This is a genomic window from Pseudomonas sp. 10-1B (assembly GCF_000935045.1).
GTDB lineage: Bacteria > Pseudomonadota > Gammaproteobacteria > Pseudomonadales > Pseudomonadaceae > Aquipseudomonas.
Map to the genome: position 1 here is coordinate 1 of NZ_JYKS01000024.1, position 15,834 is coordinate 15,834.

16 protein-coding genes are annotated in these 15,834 nt (G+C 62.2%); 4 read left to right on the forward strand and 12 right to left on the reverse strand.

Features of this window, described 5'->3' with window-relative positions:
- On the forward strand, window positions 1-261 hold a 261-nt coding region (locus TZ03_RS14900), incomplete at its 5' end, for a hypothetical protein (RefSeq protein ID WP_051098775.1).
- A gap of 470 nt (window positions 262-731) precedes the next feature.
- Here the strand turns inward: TZ03_RS14900 and TZ03_RS14905 are convergent.
- The 6 genes from TZ03_RS14905 to TZ03_RS14930 all read right to left on the reverse strand — a co-directional run bounded on the left by TZ03_RS14905 (window position 732) and on the right by TZ03_RS14930 (window position 6,201).
- Window positions 732-980 carry a CsbD family protein gene (locus TZ03_RS14905; protein ID WP_051098776.1) on the reverse strand — a complete coding sequence of 83 codons (249 nt, stop codon included), beginning with the start codon at window positions 978-980 and terminating at the stop codon, window positions 732-734.
- Between the two features lie 144 nt (window positions 981-1,124).
- Window positions 1,125-1,580, reverse strand: a complete 456-nt coding sequence (gene soxR / locus TZ03_RS14910; RefSeq protein WP_051098777.1) for a redox-sensitive transcriptional activator SoxR — start codon at window positions 1,578-1,580, stop codon at window positions 1,125-1,127.
- 211 nt (window positions 1,581-1,791) lie between these two features.
- Window positions 1,792-3,120 (reverse strand): MFS transporter, encoded by a 1,329-nt coding sequence (locus tag TZ03_RS14915; RefSeq protein WP_051098778.1) that lies wholly within the window; start codon window positions 3,118-3,120, stop codon window positions 1,792-1,794.
- Between the two features lie 112 nt (window positions 3,121-3,232).
- The gene (locus tag TZ03_RS14920) at window positions 3,233-4,138 is read right to left on the reverse strand and encodes a glycine betaine ABC transporter substrate-binding protein (RefSeq protein WP_051098779.1); all 906 of its coding nucleotides are present in this window, start codon (window positions 4,136-4,138) and stop codon (window positions 3,233-3,235) included.
- A 108-nt stretch (window positions 4,139-4,246) separates the two neighbouring features.
- A complete protein-coding gene (locus TZ03_RS14925; RefSeq protein ID WP_051098780.1) occupies window positions 4,247-4,516 on the reverse strand; it encodes a cupin domain-containing protein in 270 nt (89 codons plus the stop codon).
- A gap of 20 nt (window positions 4,517-4,536) precedes the next feature.
- On the reverse strand, window positions 4,537-6,201 hold the full coding sequence (locus TZ03_RS14930) for a choline dehydrogenase (RefSeq protein ID WP_051098781.1): 1,665 nt from the start codon (window positions 6,199-6,201) through the stop codon (window positions 4,537-4,539).
- Window positions 6,202-6,471: 270 nt separating this feature from the next.
- Here TZ03_RS14930 and TZ03_RS14935 point away from each other — a divergent pair, with 270 nt between their 5' ends.
- A complete protein-coding gene (locus TZ03_RS14935) occupies window positions 6,472-7,329 on the forward strand; it encodes a LysR family transcriptional regulator (protein ID WP_053388438.1) in 858 nt (285 codons plus the stop codon).
- Here TZ03_RS14935 and TZ03_RS14940 read toward each other — a convergent pair.
- From TZ03_RS14940 to TZ03_RS14965, 6 genes are all read right to left on the reverse strand, one after another.
- Entirely contained in the window at window positions 7,326-8,060 is a 735-nt protein-coding gene (locus tag TZ03_RS14940) for a GntR family transcriptional regulator (protein ID WP_051098782.1), read from the reverse strand. The two genes, TZ03_RS14935 and TZ03_RS14940, sit on opposite strands and share 4 nt — an antisense overlap.
- Window positions 8,061-8,185: 125 nt before the next feature.
- Window positions 8,186-9,394 (reverse strand): MFS transporter, encoded by a 1,209-nt coding sequence (locus TZ03_RS14945; RefSeq protein ID WP_051098783.1) that lies wholly within the window; start codon window positions 9,392-9,394, stop codon window positions 8,186-8,188.
- A 63-nt stretch (window positions 9,395-9,457) separates the two neighbouring features.
- A complete protein-coding gene (locus tag TZ03_RS14950; RefSeq protein ID WP_051098784.1) occupies window positions 9,458-10,504 on the reverse strand; it encodes a heme-dependent oxidative N-demethylase family protein in 1,047 nt (348 codons plus the stop codon).
- A gap of 17 nt (window positions 10,505-10,521) precedes the next feature.
- Window positions 10,522-11,490, reverse strand: coding sequence for a PDR/VanB family oxidoreductase (locus tag TZ03_RS14955; RefSeq protein ID WP_051098785.1), 969 nt, complete (start codon window positions 11,488-11,490; stop codon window positions 10,522-10,524).
- Window positions 11,487-12,092, reverse strand: a complete 606-nt coding sequence (locus TZ03_RS14960; RefSeq protein ID WP_051098786.1) for a dimethylamine monooxygenase subunit DmmA family protein — start codon at window positions 12,090-12,092, stop codon at window positions 11,487-11,489. Before TZ03_RS14960 ends, TZ03_RS14955 begins: the two co-directional genes overlap by 4 nt.
- Before the next feature lie 225 nt (window positions 12,093-12,317).
- Window positions 12,318-13,742 (reverse strand): gamma-aminobutyraldehyde dehydrogenase, encoded by a 1,425-nt coding sequence (locus TZ03_RS14965; protein ID WP_051098787.1) that lies wholly within the window; start codon window positions 13,740-13,742, stop codon window positions 12,318-12,320.
- Between the two features lie 251 nt (window positions 13,743-13,993).
- On the opposite strand from TZ03_RS14965, the gene TZ03_RS14970 reads away from it, so the two are divergent.
- Entirely contained in the window at window positions 13,994-14,743 is a 750-nt protein-coding gene (locus TZ03_RS14970; RefSeq protein WP_051098788.1) for a FadR/GntR family transcriptional regulator, read from the forward strand.
- Window positions 14,744-14,872: 129 nt separating this feature from the next.
- On the forward strand, window positions 14,873-15,622 hold the full coding sequence (locus tag TZ03_RS14975) for a cache domain-containing protein (protein WP_051098789.1): 750 nt from the start codon (window positions 14,873-14,875) through the stop codon (window positions 15,620-15,622).
- Window positions 15,623-15,834: the final 212 nt, after the last annotated feature.

The window sequence follows — 15,834 nt, forward strand, 5'->3', positions numbered from 1 at the left end:
GGCCGCTGCGATGCTGGCCATGATCCCCTCTTCACCGTCAACCCGAACATTTCCGCCGAAGACGCTCTGGTCCATGTAGCCCTGTACCTTCGCAGCGCTTATGAAACCGGCTACAAAGCCCTGGACTACATGCGCGAAGAAGGCCGTGGCATGTTCTGGTCGAACCTGCATGCGATTGAAATGGCAGAGGGTGTGATCGAGGCGATACTCGATGGCATCGAATCGACCCCTCCACCGACAAACCGACCCTCACAGGCATAGCGCAGCTATCGAGCCGACACAGTACCTGTGGGAGCGGGTTCATCGAGGCGTCGAACCGCCGCGAACACCAGCAAAGCCGGTGCCATCCACCGCGGTGGCTTCTTCGCGGGTAAACCCGCTCCCACAGGGATCGCATCAGGGCTGACAGGTGTTGGCCACAAGATATGCAGCGCCTGTGAGACTGAGCGCCGCCCGCGCGGCGCATCGCGAGCTGGCGCTCGCTCCTACGTTTGTTTCGGGCCAGTAAGTCCTGTGACAGGCGCGCGCGACCGCCTTGTTCGTACGACGCGATATCGAGCCATGCGCCAAAGCGTTCGCGCGCAAATCCCATAGGAATGATTGGCCCGAAACAAACGTAGGAGCGAGCGCCAGCTCGCGATGCGCCGCGCGGGCGGCGCTCGGTCTCACAGGCGCTGAAGATGCCGCGGCGAGCACCTGACAACCCTGATGCCATTGCGTTGCGCCCTGGGTCAACGGCGCAGCAGGCGAGAAATCACCAGTGTGACGGCGGCGGTGATGGCCAGTGCGGCGATAGGTTTTTCCTTGACGAACGAAGACACCGTGTCCACGGCATCACCATAGGTCTTGGTCACCTGGCCTGCAGCCTGACGCGCATCGCCTTCGGCTTCCAGCGCCGGGTCTTCGACCAGCCGGCCTACAGCGCTCTGCGCCTTGCCTGCAAGGTTCTCGGCAACACCTTCGATCTGTTCGCGTTTCATGATGGCAATGTTCCTTCCTGTAAGCGGCTTTGGGTTAACAGCACAGGGTTAGGGAGGTGAAGGGCGGCAATGGTTCCAACTACTCACCACCTTCAAGCCACGCGCGCCTACAAGGAATTGAGCACATGGCTTGAGAGGGCGAGGCTAGCGCGCCTTCTTCTCCAGAATCCGCGCCCCGCTACCTTCCTTGGCCAGCACATCCTCGGGGTTGCGCAGCGGGCAATCCTCCAGCGACAGGCAGCCGCAACCAATGCAGTTGTCCAGGCTGTCGCGCAGTGCTTCCAGCGTGCGAATGCGGGCATTAAGGTCCTCGCGCCAGGCCGTGGACATCTCGCCCCATTGCGCTGCAGTAAGCTTGCTGTTGGGGGCATAACGGCTGAACGCCTGCTTGATTTCCTCCAGCGGAATACCGGTGCGCTGCGCCACCTTGATGATTGCCAGTGTACGCAGCACCAACGTGGGATAGCGGCGTTGGTTGCCAGCCGTACGGACACTGGCGATCAGCCCCTTGGTTTCGTAGAAGTGCAGCGCAGACACCGCCACGCCGCTGCGCTTGGCCACTTCGCCCACCGTTAGCATTCGCGTGTTATCCGCTGCCATGCCTATCGACCTCAAGTTAAGTTGAGCTCTTATAGTCCTGCCCGAACTTCCCCGCAACCGCTTTCCCTTATGATCGGAGCACTGCATGAACCGCTTCGCGCCCCATCGCTGGCAAGCCAGCTCCCACAGGTGTGGAGCTGAATCCAAGAGTTGCGCGACCCTTGTGGGAGCTGGCTTGCCGGCGATGGGCTGCGCAGCAGCCCCAAGGTTTTTATTCCAGCGCCGCAGCTTCCTGCAGGCTCAACGCTCGGGTTTCCGGCGCGTACAACCACGAAACCAGCAAGCCGACCAGGGTAATGGCGGCCGCTGCGTACAGGGTGTTGGCCACGCCGATACCGCCAAGCGCCGCTGGTACCAGGTAGGTACCCGCTGCCGCGCCAACCCGCGAAAACGAGGTGCCAATGCCTACGGCCACCGCACGCATTTCGGTGGGGAAGATCTCGTTCGGGTACACCAGCGTCAGCACCTGCGCACCGCCGATGAACAGCGCATACAGCGAAAAGAACAGCACGATCAAGGCGCCCGAGCTGCTGTTGTAGGTACCCAGCCCGAGCAGGGCGAGCCCCGAAAACAGGAAGCTGCAGATCAGCATGTTGCGCCGCCCCATCACGTTGACCAGGCGCGTTGCAAGCAGGCAACCGATCACGAAGAACAGGGTGATGACGATGGAACTGAACGAGCCAAGATCACCCGTCAGGTTCAGCGCCGCCAGCACTTTCGGGGCAAACGCATACACCGCGAAAACCGGCACGATCGAGCAGGTCCAGAACACCACCACGAACAACATGCGCTTGCCATACCCCGAGTGCAGCAGGGCGCGCAGCGGCAGTTTATGTTCCTCGGCCTGTTCGGGCAGGTTCGCCAGCGAGAAGTGCTTGCCGTAGACGTTCTTGATGATGGTGTCCGCTTCTGCCTGGCGCCCTTTGTTCAGCAGCCAGCGGGGTGATTCCGGTGTACCCAGGCGTACCAGCAACAGCAGGCCGCCAAACACCGCACCGCTGGCCAGCACCCAGCGCCAGGCATCCGCCACGCCGCTGCGCAAGATGAGTTCACCGACGAGGTAGGCACACGCAGCCCCGGCAAACCAGAGTAGCGCCAAGGCTGCCAACCTGGGGCCACGGTATTTCCTGGGCATGAACTCAACCAGCAACGCAGTGGCCACCGGGTATTCGATGCCGACTGCAATACCGGTCAGCAAGCGTAACAGGAACAAGGCTAATGCAGAGTCCGCCCAGCACTGGGCGAGCGAGGAGAGCACAAAGATGACCGGGCCGACGAAAAAGATGCGCTTCCTGCCGGCCACGTCGGTCAGCCAGCCACCGATAAACCCGCCAAAGAAAATGCCGATCAGCGCCGATGCGGCGATCATCCCTTCCCAGAAGCTGTCCAGTTGCAGGGCGCTGGACAGCTGCAGCATCACTACACCGACAATGCTCAGCACATAACCATCGACGAACGAGCCGCCACCGGAGCGCACGGTCAGCCACTGGTGAAAGCGGTTGAGCGGTACGTCTTCAATTGAAACCTGTAGGTTGTTCATTGCTGTTTCCTGACGCGAGGCCTGAAACGCGCGCACAACTCGCCCCGGCTTCAGTGCCACCGAAGGCCGTGCACGCAGCGTTTCGCAGTTGGCAGTTGGAAAATGCGTCAGCTCAGGGCTGCTGCGCAGTGATGGCTGGTTCGCCCTTGAACATGGCGGTGAAGGTGGTCTTGTGGGCGGCGTAGTATTCGGCCACCACCTGGTCGGCCGAGGTCTCGCGGGCTTGCTTCATCATCCCTTCAAGGTCCTTGAGGGGGAGCTTGTAGTGGGCGAAGAAGGTAGCCACCTGCGGAAAGTCGCTAGTGAAGCCCTTGCGTCCGACGGCGTGAATCTGCTCGGCCTTGCCATAGACTTCTTTCGGGTCGTCGAGGTAGCGCAGCGACCAGGTAGAGAACATCCAGTGCGGGCTCCAGGCATTGAGCAGGGCCCATTGGTCACGTTTGAGCTGGCGGTCGAACTCGTTGAGCATGCCGGTTTCGGACGAGGCCACCAGTTTGTAGCCATCGAGCTTGTAGTCGGCGATGGCGCGGGTAGCGGTCTTGTACTGGCCGTTGCCTACTTCCGAAGTGAGGATCTTGCCAGCGAACCTGGCGCGTACTTCCGGCTTGTTCAGGTCCTCAATGCTTTTGACTTCGCTTTCGGGGATGCTGCTGGGCACGGCAAGCCCAAGGCGGCCCTCGTACAGCACACCCAGGTCTTCGAGCTTGGCCTGGTACTTTTCCCAGAACGGTTTGTGGCTGTAGGTCAGCCAGGCCATCGGAATCATGTCGACCTTGCCGGCGGCCAAGGCCTGGAACTGGATACCGATATCGGCCATTACCAGTTTCACCGGCTGCTGCAACTGGTCTTCAAGGGCGAGCTTGGCCAGCTTGGTGGCTATTTCTGCATCGGCCCAGTTTACCCAGCCAACTACCACGGGTTTCTTTTCCTCGGCATGGCCAAGGCTGGCGATGGCTATCAGGGCGGCACCGGCCAGCCAATGACAGGTGTTACGCGCAGTCATGATATTGCGGATCATCGGGCATCTCCATTTCTTGTAGTAGTAGGTTTGGCAGCTTGATGATTGCGCCGTCTGGTTTTGTTGTGAGCAGCCGGGCGCTGGCTGTAGGGAACAGGTGACGACGGTTTACAGGTATTGGTAGCGGTTGACGACCGCCGCGCGAATGGCCCAGATACCGTCTACGCCTTTTCTGATGGTGACGTGATTGCCGGCTGCAATAGCGACGGGGGCATTGCTCTGGCTGTGAATGACCGCCTCGCCGCGTTGCACCACAAACTCGACATCCTGATCGTATTGGTAGGTAAAGCGGTCGGTTTCGCCGCTTTCCCAGAGTGACCATGCCTGGCAGTTTTCCAGTTCTTGCGGGGTGGCCTGGCGGACAGTGATGGTGGTCATGCGCTAACTCCTGTTTGCAATCAGGCTGAGGCCTTGTGGTTGTCGGGCTGTCTGGTCTGGCTGTGGTAGGGCAGTGCCTCTGGCGGCAAACCCGGCTTGCCGAGCAGCAGGTCGCTGGCTTTTTCGGCGAGCATGATGGTGGCGGCATTGATGTTGGCGCTGGGCACAGTCGGGAAGACAGATGCATCGATCACCCTGAGGTTGTCGACGCCTCTGACCCGCAGTTGGCTGTCGACCACCGCCATCGGGTCAGTCCTGTTCCCCATCTTGCAGGTGCCGCAGGGGTGGTAGGCACTGGCCGCATCCTCACGGATGAATGCATCCAGGGCTTTGCCGGAACGGATGTCGTGGCCGGGCGTGTCTTCGCGGTGGTTGTAGCGCTTGAAGGCGGGCTGCTCGGCAAACTCGATGCCCAGGCGCATGGCTTCACGCATGACCCGCCAGTCTTCTTCGGTGGCCATGTAGTTGGGATCGATACGCAACGGGTCCGACACTTTCGCACTGCGCAGTCTTACCGTGCCACGGCTGGTCGGGCGCATCGGGCCGACACCGATACGGTAGCCATAGGTCGTGCACACCGGTATCCAGTTCTTGTCGAAGAACACCGGGAAGAAGTGGAACTGGATGTCCGGGTGCGGCGTGGTGGGTGCGCTGTTGAGGAACGCGCCGACGTGGCACTGGTTGACCGAGGCGACGCCTTTCTTGAAGCCGAACCATTGCAAACCGGCCCAGAGCATGCGGTGGTACTGCAGTTCGCGGTTCAGCGAAACCGGCTCTTTGGTTTCCATCTGGATATGGCACTCCAGATGGTCCTGCAGGTTTTCGCCTACGCCTGGCGCATCCACTTTCGCCGTGATGCCGTGTTCCCGCAAATGTTCGGCCGGGCCGATGCCCGATAACATCAGCAATTGCGCCGACCCGAATACGCCGCAGGAAACGATGCTCTCGCGCCGTGCGCGCACATCGATCGACTGATTTTGCCGGATGACCCGAAAGCCTGAGGCCCGGTTGCCTTCGAAGTTGATCTTCTGCACTTCGCAAGCCAGCCAGATGGTCAGGTTGGGGTGTTCGCCCATGGCGTGGATATAACCATAAGCGGCGCTGTTGCGGATGCCGTCGCGCACGCTCATTTCGAAACGTGAAACGCCTTCCTGGCGATAGCCGTTCACATCGTCGGTGAGGGTGAAACCTGCTTGCTGGCCTGCTTCGAGAAACGCTGCGTTCAGCGGGCTGAGTTGCTCTTGGCGCTGAGCGCGAATCGGTCCGTCGTGGCCGCGATGGATGCCGCCGATGTCACTCGATTCGATCTTCTTGAAGTACGGCGCGCAGTCGGCCCAGCTCCAGCCTTTGGCCCCTTGGGCTTCCCAGGCGTCATAGTCCATCGGGTGCCCGCGCAGCCAGGTCATGCCATTGATGGAGGAAGAACCGCCCAGCACGCGGCCTCGCGGTTGCTGGATCTTGCGCTTGTTCAAGTGCACTTGTTCTTCGGTGTAATACCACCAGTTGTACTTGGATGTCGGCTTGAACGCCGAGCGCAGGCCGGCCGGCATGCGGATGATCCAGGATTTGTCACTGGGGCCTACTTCCAGCAACAGCACTTGATGGCCCGCATCGGAAAGCCGACGCGCCAGTACACAGCCCGCAGAACCTGCGCCTGCAATTACATAATCAAACTCGGCTTTCATTCTTGTTCTCCAACACGCACAGCCAGGCTTACCGCCGAGGCGTCTCATGCACTGTTCGTGGGGCCAATCTAGCCAAGCCCGGGCAGCCTGGAAATCGAATAAAAAATAACCATCGGTTAAATAATTTTTAAGCCGCAAGTGGCTGTCGTTGCCGGGCATGTGTTGGGCGTGGCCGCGTTTGACAGGCGATTTTTTTGTTTGCCTAATGCCTCTCAGTGCTCTTCTGCGTCGCTGCCAGAAGGCTTGATTTCATTCGCTGAGGAAGGTGCTGTGCGTCATCTCGACCTTGCCCTGCTGCACAGTTTCAAGACCATTGCCGAATGCAAGAGCATTACTCTGGCCTCGCAGCGGCTGCTGAAAACACCGGCAGCGGTGAGCATTCAGCTGAAAAAGCTGGAAGAGCAGATTGGCGGGCGGCTGATCGAGCGAGGCCATCAGGCCATGGTGCTGACACGCCAGGGCGAGCAGTTGCTGCAATACGCGCGGAAGATGCTGGCGCTGAGCGATGAAGCTATCGAATTCTTTGCCAAAGGCGAGGTGTGCGGCGCGGTGCGTTTCGGCATACCCGATGACTACGCCAGTGCGTTCCTGCCGCCGGTCATCCAGCAATTCACCCGGCGTTATCCCAAAGTCAGCCTGAAGATCCGCAACGACATCAGCCAGAACCTGTTCACGGCACTGGAGGATGGCGAGCTGGACCTGGCGCTGGTCACCCAGCGTACAACTGATGGCCATGGCGAGATCTTGCGGTGTGACCAACTGCACTGGGTGGCAGCAGCAGGCTACAAGCTCGACCCGACGGCGCCGGTGCCGCTGGCACTGTACCCCCATGGTTGCGGCTATCGGCGGCATATCCTGGCTGCACTCAGCGCCAGCCTGATCGATTACGACATCGTCTTCGAGTGCACAGGCGTTACCGGGGTGCAGCTTGCCGTGGAGAGCGGCTTGGCGATTGCTGCCACGTCGTCCCCGCTGATCCTGCCAAACTGGCAGATCATCGAGACTGGCGACAGGACATTGCCGCCACTGGGCAATGTGGTGATCGAGCTGAGGCAGAGCGGCAGTGAGCCAGCGCCTGCGGTGCGCTTTTTCGCGGATGAGTTGCGCAGGCAGGTGCTTGCTCGTTAGAGCGAGCGAACCTTGCGCATCTGGGTAACCAGAGTGAAGCGGTCATCCGGATGCACGGTCTCGGAAACCGCCATCAAGTCGCCGTTTTCCTCACGGTAATGGCGAATGATCTTCAGTGCCGGTGAACCCGCCTCGGCCTTCAGCGCCTGGGCCATTGCTTCCGTCAGCGACACCGCTCGTACCTGCTGGTCGACCACCGCGATCACCCGGCCATAGTGCTGTTCGATCAACTCCGCGATCAGTTGGCCGGGGTGTTCGCGGGCCAGTTCGATGACCTCGGCATAGTCCCGCTGGGCATATACATCGGCCCAGCACAACGGTGCCGCATTGTATTGGCGGTCGACGCGGATGCTCGATATGCAGAAGTAATGTTCCCCCGCAACCAAGCCCAGCCGCGTCGTTTCATTCAGGTCGGCGACGAAATGGCGTACGCTCTGGACTTCCCGTTGCTGCGTCGCGGCCACTTGCGCAAGGTCCGCTACGCTGGGTAGCGACTGCGAATAGCCACCGCGCGGGCTGTTGGCTTCCACCCGGGTACCGACGCGCTTGCGGCGCGATACCAGCCCTTGGCTGAGCAACTGGTCGATGGCGGCGCGCACCGTGTGCCGGCTCACATCGTAGAGGTCGCATAGCTCCAGCTCGGTCGGCAGCAGGCTGCCGACCGGGTAGCGACCGCTGGCGATGCCTTCCATCAAATCCTTCGCCACGGTGGCGTAGCGCGTCGGGTTCATACCTTGGCTCTGTCTTGTAAGTTTCCTCGCTCGGCAGTGTATCAGTGGCAGGGTGAGCCCTAGTGCCTGTCAGCCCAAAATCGCTTGGCTGCCTGGCACCAGGACTTGCCCTGCGAACATATGGATCAGGCCGGCGCGGCCGCTGCCAAGGTCACCTGCTCACGGCGAATGCTGGCCAGCGGGATGATCACCAGCAGCAGGGTCAGTACCACGGTCACGGCAATCCCCCAGGCGGCCAGGGTGAACCCGCCCAGTGAAATCAGGCCACCGGAGATCGCCGGCCCCACCGCCAAGCCCAGGCTCAGGAAGCTACTGGCGGCGGCGACCACACGGCCTTCGCGGTCCAGGGCTGCCGCCAGGCCAGTCAGGTAGCTCAGGGCATAGAAGTAGGTGACACAGATGGTCATCACCCCGGCGGTATACAGGGTCTTGGAATGCTCGCCCAGCACGTAGCTCAGGCTGGTGCCGCCGGTCAGGAGAATGGCCAGGATCACCGGTGTGCTCATGCCGAAGCGTTTGCCGACCACCGCTGCGATCAGCGGGCCGATCAGGCCGACGAAGGACTGAAACGACAGCAGCACGCCCAGCTCGTCGCCACTGTAGCCGACCATGGTGCCGATACGCTCGACGAACGCCCAGCCCATGGTGTCGCGGGCCTGGAACACGAACATCGCCAGCATCATGCAGATCGCCGGCAGGCTCAGCAAAATGTTGCCTGCGCCTTTGCTGGTGGTACCGCTCTGCGTGCACAGCTCGCCAATGGGCGCGCGCTGTGCCATTGCGGGGATGGCCAGCAACATCACCGCCATGGTCGCGGCCATGGCGTAGTAGAGACCCGACAGGCCGAACAGCGCCATGACCTTGGCATAGCCGAGCATCACCACGATCATCAGCACCACCGACAGGATGTTCATGTGCCCTGCGATGCGGTCCGGATGCCTGGCGCTGGAGACCGCGGCGTTGCCGCAGGCCAGGGCCAGGCCGGCACCGATGCCGGCGATGCAGCGCACGGCGGCCAGCATGGCGATATCGTCGATGTTGGCGCTGACCAGGTTGGCGGCAATCGCCAGCAATGTGCCGACCAGGGCCAGGGTCCGGCGTGGCGCGTGCCCCATGAAGGGGGCGACCAGCAGCGAGGCGAGCATGGTGAAACCGAACTCGGCCGACATCAGTAGCCCTGCCTGGGCTTCATTGAGCTGCAAGTCGTTGATGATCGCGCTGATCAGAAAAGGCAAGGCCCAGAGGCCAAGCAGGCCGACACCGTAGGCCGAACCCGCGGCGGAGAACACCAGACTCCAGCTTTCAGGCAAGCAGTTGCGTATTGTTGTTTTCATGGGAGATCCCTGGTTGGCACGCAATCGTTGGGGGCGCGTCGCTGCCGACGCGCGTGGTGAACGTTACTGTCGGCTTTCGTCGACCGGGGTGCCGTCGTCGTATTGCGACAACCAGGTCACCATTGCATCGCGGTAGCGGGTGAAGCCCTTGTAATCCACCAGCTCCTGGTCCAGGTCGCGGATGACGCGGTGCATGCGCTTGGCCCACTGGGGCGCGAATTCGGCCAGTTGCTTCAGGCTGACCAGGTAGGTGCGCACCGGGAACAGCACGGCGTTGCTGCGCGGAAGACGATGCAGGGGTTGCAGCTCGATGCGCAGGTTGACCAGGTCCCCGGCATTCTCCGGCGTGACGATGGTGCGATCGGGTGCCCAGTCTGGCAGGGTCTCGGCGGACGTTTCCAGGCGCGGGTTGACGGTGATCGACCAGTTGGTGCGCCGCACCGGGTGGCCAGGGCGCAAGCGCAACAGGAACTTCAAGGCCCGTTGCAGGATACCCATCTCATGCAGCTTGGGTACCGGCCCATGGAACTCCATGAAGCTCATGCCCAGGTTGAAACGCAGCGAATAGTCCGCGCGCTGGGTGGCCATGCCGGCGCCCATCACCAGGGTGTCATCGCGCTCTTCAAGCAGGATGAACTCGCCCTGGGCCTGACGGGTGATGTACTCCATGGGGTCCATCGGCAAGGTGCTGGCATCGCCGAAGGTGAAGGTGTCGTCGATTTGCAGCGGGCGATTGATCCAGTGCCACTGGCTGCCTTTCTTTTCCAGGGTGAAGTGTTCCGGGAAGTCGCGCGAGTACGACTCCATCAACAGTTCCAGCAGGTCCCACTGCGCTTCCATCATGTGCGGCAGTGCAGCGTAGTGCACGCCGGGTTGGGCATCGAGGGTCTGTGCCCGGTGATGGCATTCGGAGATGTAGTGCTCGTCGATGTCGAACTGCGCCCGCAGCGCGCCGCTGCCGAAGGGCACATGGGGCTCGACGTTCATCGAATACATGTACTGGTCTTCCGGATAAGGGAAGGGCAGGCGCAGCACGGCATCGCGGCTATTGCTGTAGGTATGCGCGTCACCGGCGTCGGCGTAGGTTTCGATCGGCTTGAATACGGTCATCTTGTTGTTTTCCTGTTTCAGAGGTCTACGACCAGGCGGCTGCAGTTGGCGCGTGATACGCACGGCATGAATTTGCGCTTGCTCAGCTTGTCTTCCTCGCTGAGCCAGTCATCGCGATGGTCGAGTTCGCCATCGACTTCCAGCACTTCGGTTTCGCAATAGCCACAGGCACCACCCCGGCACAGGTAGGGCACCTTGTACCCCGCCTGCTCGGCGGCCTCGAGCAGGGATTGCTCGGCGGGTACTTCGAGGGTGACACCCTGGCGTGCCAGGGTGACGCTGAACGGCTGGCCGCTGGAGCCCTGCTCGACAAAGCGCTCGTAGTGGATGTGGCTGTCGGTCCAGCCCAGGGCATGGGCGCTGTCGAGGGTGTCGTCGATCATGCTGTCCGGGCCGCAGACATACACATGGCTGCCCAGCGGACGGGCCTGCAGGATGTGCCGGATATCCATGCGCGGGCCTTGGCCTTGCACGTACAGGTGCACCCGCTCGCCGTAGCGGGCGCGCAGCTCCTGGCCCAGGGCGGTGTGCTCGGGGCCACGCACGGCCAGGTGCAGTTCGAAGGTGGACTGCTTGAGCTGCAGTTCCTCCAGTTGCGAGTAGACCGGGGTGATGCCGACGCCTCCGGCAATGAACAGATGTTGCCGCGCATGCTTGGCCAGCGGGAACAGGTTGGCCGGTTGCAGGATCTGCAGCACCCGGCCTTCGCTGACTCGGTCATGCAGGTAGCGCGAGCCGCCTCGCCCGTCGCTGACGCGGCGCACCGCGATCTGGTAGGCGCTGGAGTCGTAGGGCGAGCTCATCAGCGAATAGGCATTGCGATGGGTCTTGTCGCCATCTTCCAGGACCACGACCACATGGCTGCCGCCAGAGAAAGCCGGCAGGTGCCGGCCGTCGAGGGCAACCAGGGTGAAACGCTTGATTTCCGGCGTCAGTTGCTCGATCCGGGCAACACGTACGCTGAGAGTGCCGTTATGGGTATTCATGTGTCGAGCTCCTCGGCCGCTGGCAGTTCGCCGGGTACTTCGCCGTCGGCCTTGATGCCCTGGAAGGCAGCCAGGCGGCGGGAATAGTGGTCGCGCACCACCAGGTCGAGCTGGCAACCGGGGCAGGTGAACACGCGGTGGGTGACGTTCTCGGTGTAGGTGTCGCAGTGCGCGCACCACACTCGGCGCACCAAGGTGCCGCTGTGTTCGCGCAATACCTCGTCGCGGTTCAGGTCGACGGCGTTGGCGGCTTGCATCGCCGTGCCGATGAAACTCTCCGAACCGCTCAGGTAAAGTCGTGTGCCCATGTGCGACTCGCCGAGCTTCGCACGCAGGGCGTCGATCAGTGCCTGGTTGTCGGCGAACACTTCGACCCCGGCCGCATGCGCCGCTTGCAGCGCCTGCAAGTGGTCCTGCCCGGAGAAAGATTCGGTGGAGTAGAACACCGAGCTGTTTTGGCGTTGCGTCGGCGACATGTCTGCGAGCAGGCGCAGCATGGCGATACCGCCGCTGCCCTGGCCTGCGATCAAGTGATGCAGGCCGCCTGCCATGGGTTGCAACCGGTCATAGACCGGGCGGCTCTTGATGCCTGTGATAAGCATGGTGACACACCTCGTGGCCTCGCTACCCCCGGTTGTGCCGGATGGTAACGATGACGGCTGGTTTCAGGCTCATGCAGGGAATGAAGCAGGACCCATGCCATATTGCCTATGGTTTTATATGTTTTATTGTGAAGGCCCAGGTTGAGCGTTCATACCGGGTCAAGTGCTTGCGTTGCCGAGGATGCGAAGTGCGCGGCGCCCCTTTTCGAGGCGCCGTGCACGGGTTCAGTGCTTGAACATCACATGACGCACGCAGGTGTAGTCTTCGAGCCCGTACATGGACATGTCCTTGCCGTAGCCCGATTGCTTCATGCCGCCATGAGGCATTTCGCTGACCAGCATGAAGTGCGTGTTGACCCAGGTGCAGCCGTATTGCAGGCGGGCGGCCAGGCGGTTGGCACGGCCGACGTCGCGGGTCCACACGGACGAAGCCAGGCCGTAGTCCGAATCATTGGCATAGGCCAGAGCCTGGGCTTCGTCTTCGAAGGGGGTGACGCTCACCACCGGGCCGAATACCTCGCGCTGGACGATCTCGTCATCCTGGCGGGCGTCGGCCAGCACCGTCGGCTGGAAGAAGAAGCCAGGGCCATCGACACGCTTGCCGCCGGTGACCACGCGGATGTGCGGTTGGGCCTTGGCGCGGGTCACGAAACCTTCCACTCGCTCCAGGTGGTCGCGGGTGATCAGTGGCCCGAGTTCGGTGGCGGGGTCGTCCTGCATGCCCATGCGCAGGCTGGCCACGGCCTCGCCCAGCTTGGTCACGAAGCGGTCATAGACCCCTTGCTGGACGTACAGGCGGCAGGCGGAGGTGCAGTCCTGGCCGGCGTTATAGAAGCCAAAGGCGCGAATGCCTTCGACTGCGGCATCGATATCGGCATCATCGAAGATCAACACGGGGGCCTTGCCGCCCAGCTCCATATGGGTGCGTTTGACGCTGCTGGCGGTGCTCGCGATGATGCGCGAACCCGTGGCCACCGAGCCGGTCAGCGATACCAGGCGTACCTTGGGGTGGTTGACCAGTGGCTCGCCAACGCTAGGGCCACGGCCGAACAGGATGTTGACCACCCCGGCCGGGAACAGGTCGGCGATCATGGCGGCCAGTGCCAGCGCGGTGAGCGGGGTTTGCTCCGAGGGCTTGAGCACCACGCAGTTGCCCGCCGCCAAGGCCGGCGCGAGCTTCCACGCCACCATCATCAGGGGGTAGTTCCAGGGGGCGATGGAGGCGACCACGCCCAGAGGGTCGCGACGAATCATCGAGGTATGGCCAGGCAGGTATTCGCCCCCCGCCGAGCCCGACAGGCAACGGCTGGCACCGGCAAAGAAGCGGAACACATCGGCGATGGCCGGTATTTCGTCGTTGAGCGCGGCCTGGTACGGTTTGCCGCAGTTCTGCGACTCCAGGCGGGCGAGGCTCTGTGCCTGGGCTTCGATGCGGTCGGCCAGTTTCAGCAGCAGTTGCGCGCGGTCCTTGGGGGGCGTCTGCGACCAGCTGTCGAACGCCTGGTCCGCGGCTTGTACCGCGGCATCGACCTGCGCGCTGCTGGCTTCGGGGATATTCGCCAGCACGGTACCTGCGGACGGGTCGTACACGGCATAGGGGGCGCCTTGTCCATCGACCAACTGGCCGTTGATCAGGAGTTGGGTTTGCATGACGTTTTCCTTGGTCGGTCTTGTTAGTGGAAGTCGCGCAGCACAGGCGGGCCGAGGTGCGTCGAGCTCATTGCGTCATTAACATTTGAAACCATATCTTATACTTTGTTGTTTGCCAACTGCCTTTCTCGACGCGGTAGAATGCGCAGATAATCGGTATCGGCGTTCACCTGTTCGCTATTAAGATACGAAACTGAACCTTTTGGCCGTGGCGCATGCCGGGCCTGGCGATTACTCGATAGGGAGAGGCAATGACTGCCCTGAATACTGCCCGTAATACCGCCTTCATCCGGTTGCGCCAGGAGGGGCGGACCGATGAAGTGGCGCGCAGGTTGGTGGAAGCCATCGAGCTGGGCTTGTTCACCGAAGGCCAGCAACTGCCCAGCGAGTCGGAACTGGCCCTGCAGCTCGGGGTGGCCACCGTCACCTTGCGTGAAGCGCTGGTGGTATTGCGCCAGCGCGGCTTGATCGAAACCCGGCGTGGTCGCAACGGTGGCAGCTTCGTCTGCGCCCCGGTGGAACTGCCCGAGCCGCTGCTGTTGCAGCGCTTGTGCGATATGAGCGGCCCCGACCTGCGCGACCTGGGCGATGAACAGACCGCCATTTCTGGCACCGCGGCGCGTCTTGCGGCCAAGCGCAGCTCGCCCGAGCAACAGGCGCGCATCGCCCAGCATATCGAAACCCTCACGCAGGCCAGCTCACGGCTGGCGCGTCACCGGGCCGATGCCCGCTTTCACATCGAAGTGGCCGCCGCGGCCCAATCGTTGCGCTTGACCAATGCCGAAATGCGCCTGCAATCGGAGGTGGGCGAATTGCTCTGGATGGAGGCTGCCGGCGGCAGCGATGTGACGGTGGTCGAGCAAGAGCACCGGGCGATATTGCAGGCGCTGATCGCAGGCGATGCGGTATTGGCCGGCGCGTTGGCCGAGGCGCATGTGAGCCGCGGCATCAAGCGCTTGATCAGCCTGCGCCTGGATTTGCTGGCCGAGGCGCAGGCCTGAGGAGGCCCATGGGCAGGTTGGGGCCGGGTTTGGCCTGGTAATTGCGCCGCATTGCGACAAACGCCCGCATCCTTGAAGAGCGGGTGGTAGATCGATAACAAGAACGTTGAACCTGCGTGAGGTAATGCCATGTTTGCCCTGAGCGATAACGACCCCTTGTCGGCCTGTGCCGAGCAACTGGACAGCACGCTGGGAACGATCTTCAGCCAGGTCCGCCAGTTGGTGGAAGAAACCCAGGCATTGTGGGAGCGCGTCCTCGCCGAAGGGCGCCAACCCGCCGCCAAGGACCTTGCCTCGTTGCGCCCCTCGATTGACCGTCAGCTGCTGGCCAATGGTGCGTTCGGCTGCGGCGGCGGTGTGATCGTGGAACCCCACTGCCTGGCCGATCGCGAGATGCACCTGGAGTGGTGGTACCTGGCCGATGGCGGCAAGACCCTGCCGTTGCGCCCCAATTTCGACCGCCGTCGAGAAAACTACTACGACTACACGGCAATGCCTTGGTACAGCCGCCCACGTGACACGGGCAAGAGTGTGGTCGAGGGGCCCTACGTGGACTTGTATGGCACCAACCTGTACGTGCTGACCTTTACCACGCCGATCATCGTCCAGGGCCGGTTCATCGGTGTCGCGGGCCTGGACTTGTCCCTGCACAACGTCGAGCGCCTGTTGGTGCGCAGTTTGATGCGGCTGGAGCATGAAGCCGTGCTGATTTCCGCCGACGGCCGCGTTATTGCTTCCAACACAGCCAACTGGATGGTGGGCGACCTGGCGGTGACGCTATTGAATACCGTGCCGGTGGACGGCATCCGCTTGACCCTGGCCGAGTCGGAGGCCGGCTGGTCACTGGTGCGTCTGCCTGCATTGCGCAAGCTCACTTGAGCTGGCCGTTCAGGTAAAAGCGTGGCATCACTGCAATAGCACGTTCCCTGTAGGAGATCGCCCAGCCCTTTGGGCTGCGCTGAAGTGCGACGCGGCCTCTGTGGGAGCGGGCACGCCCGCGAAGGATCCAACGCGGTGGCTGGCACCGGCTGCGCCGGTGTTCGCGGGCAAGCCCGCTCCTACAAGGACATCTTCGGATTTTGACTCGACTA

Bases quoted from the DNA above. Each gene is read 5' to 3' on its own strand.
- TZ03_RS14905 (WP_051098776.1), bottom strand. From the start codon at position 980: ATGAAACGCGAACAGATCGAAGGTGTTGCCGAGAACCTTGCAGGCAAG.
- soxR (WP_051098777.1), bottom strand. From the start codon at position 1,580: ATGGCAGCGGATAACACGCGAATGCTAACGGTGGGCGAAGTGGCCAAG.
- TZ03_RS14915 (WP_051098778.1), bottom strand. From the start codon at position 3,120: ATGAACAACCTACAGGTTTCAATTGAAGACGTACCGCTCAACCGCTTT.
- TZ03_RS14920 (WP_051098779.1), bottom strand. From the start codon at position 4,138: ATGATCCGCAATATCATGACTGCGCGTAACACCTGTCATTGGCTGGCC.
- TZ03_RS14925 (WP_051098780.1), bottom strand. From the start codon at position 4,516: ATGACCACCATCACTGTCCGCCAGGCCACCCCGCAAGAACTGGAAAAC.
- TZ03_RS14930 (WP_051098781.1), bottom strand. From the start codon at position 6,201: ATGAAAGCCGAGTTTGATTATGTAATTGCAGGCGCAGGTTCTGCGGGC.
- TZ03_RS14940 (WP_051098782.1), bottom strand. From the start codon at position 8,060: ATGAACCCGACGCGCTACGCCACCGTGGCGAAGGATTTGATGGAAGGC.
- TZ03_RS14945 (WP_051098783.1), bottom strand. From the start codon at position 9,394: ATGAAAACAACAATACGCAACTGCTTGCCTGAAAGCTGGAGTCTGGTG.
- TZ03_RS14950 (WP_051098784.1), bottom strand. From the start codon at position 10,504: ATGACCGTATTCAAGCCGATCGAAACCTACGCCGACGCCGGTGACGCG.
- TZ03_RS14955 (WP_051098785.1), bottom strand. From the start codon at position 11,490: ATGAATACCCATAACGGCACTCTCAGCGTACGTGTTGCCCGGATCGAG.
- TZ03_RS14960 (WP_051098786.1), bottom strand. From the start codon at position 12,092: ATGCTTATCACAGGCATCAAGAGCCGCCCGGTCTATGACCGGTTGCAA.
- TZ03_RS14965 (WP_051098787.1), bottom strand. From the start codon at position 13,742: ATGCAAACCCAACTCCTGATCAACGGCCAGTTGGTCGATGGACAAGGC.
- TZ03_RS14970 (WP_051098788.1), top strand. From the start codon at position 13,994: ATGACTGCCCTGAATACTGCCCGTAATACCGCCTTCATCCGGTTGCGC.
- TZ03_RS14975 (WP_051098789.1), top strand. From the start codon at position 14,873: ATGTTTGCCCTGAGCGATAACGACCCCTTGTCGGCCTGTGCCGAGCAA.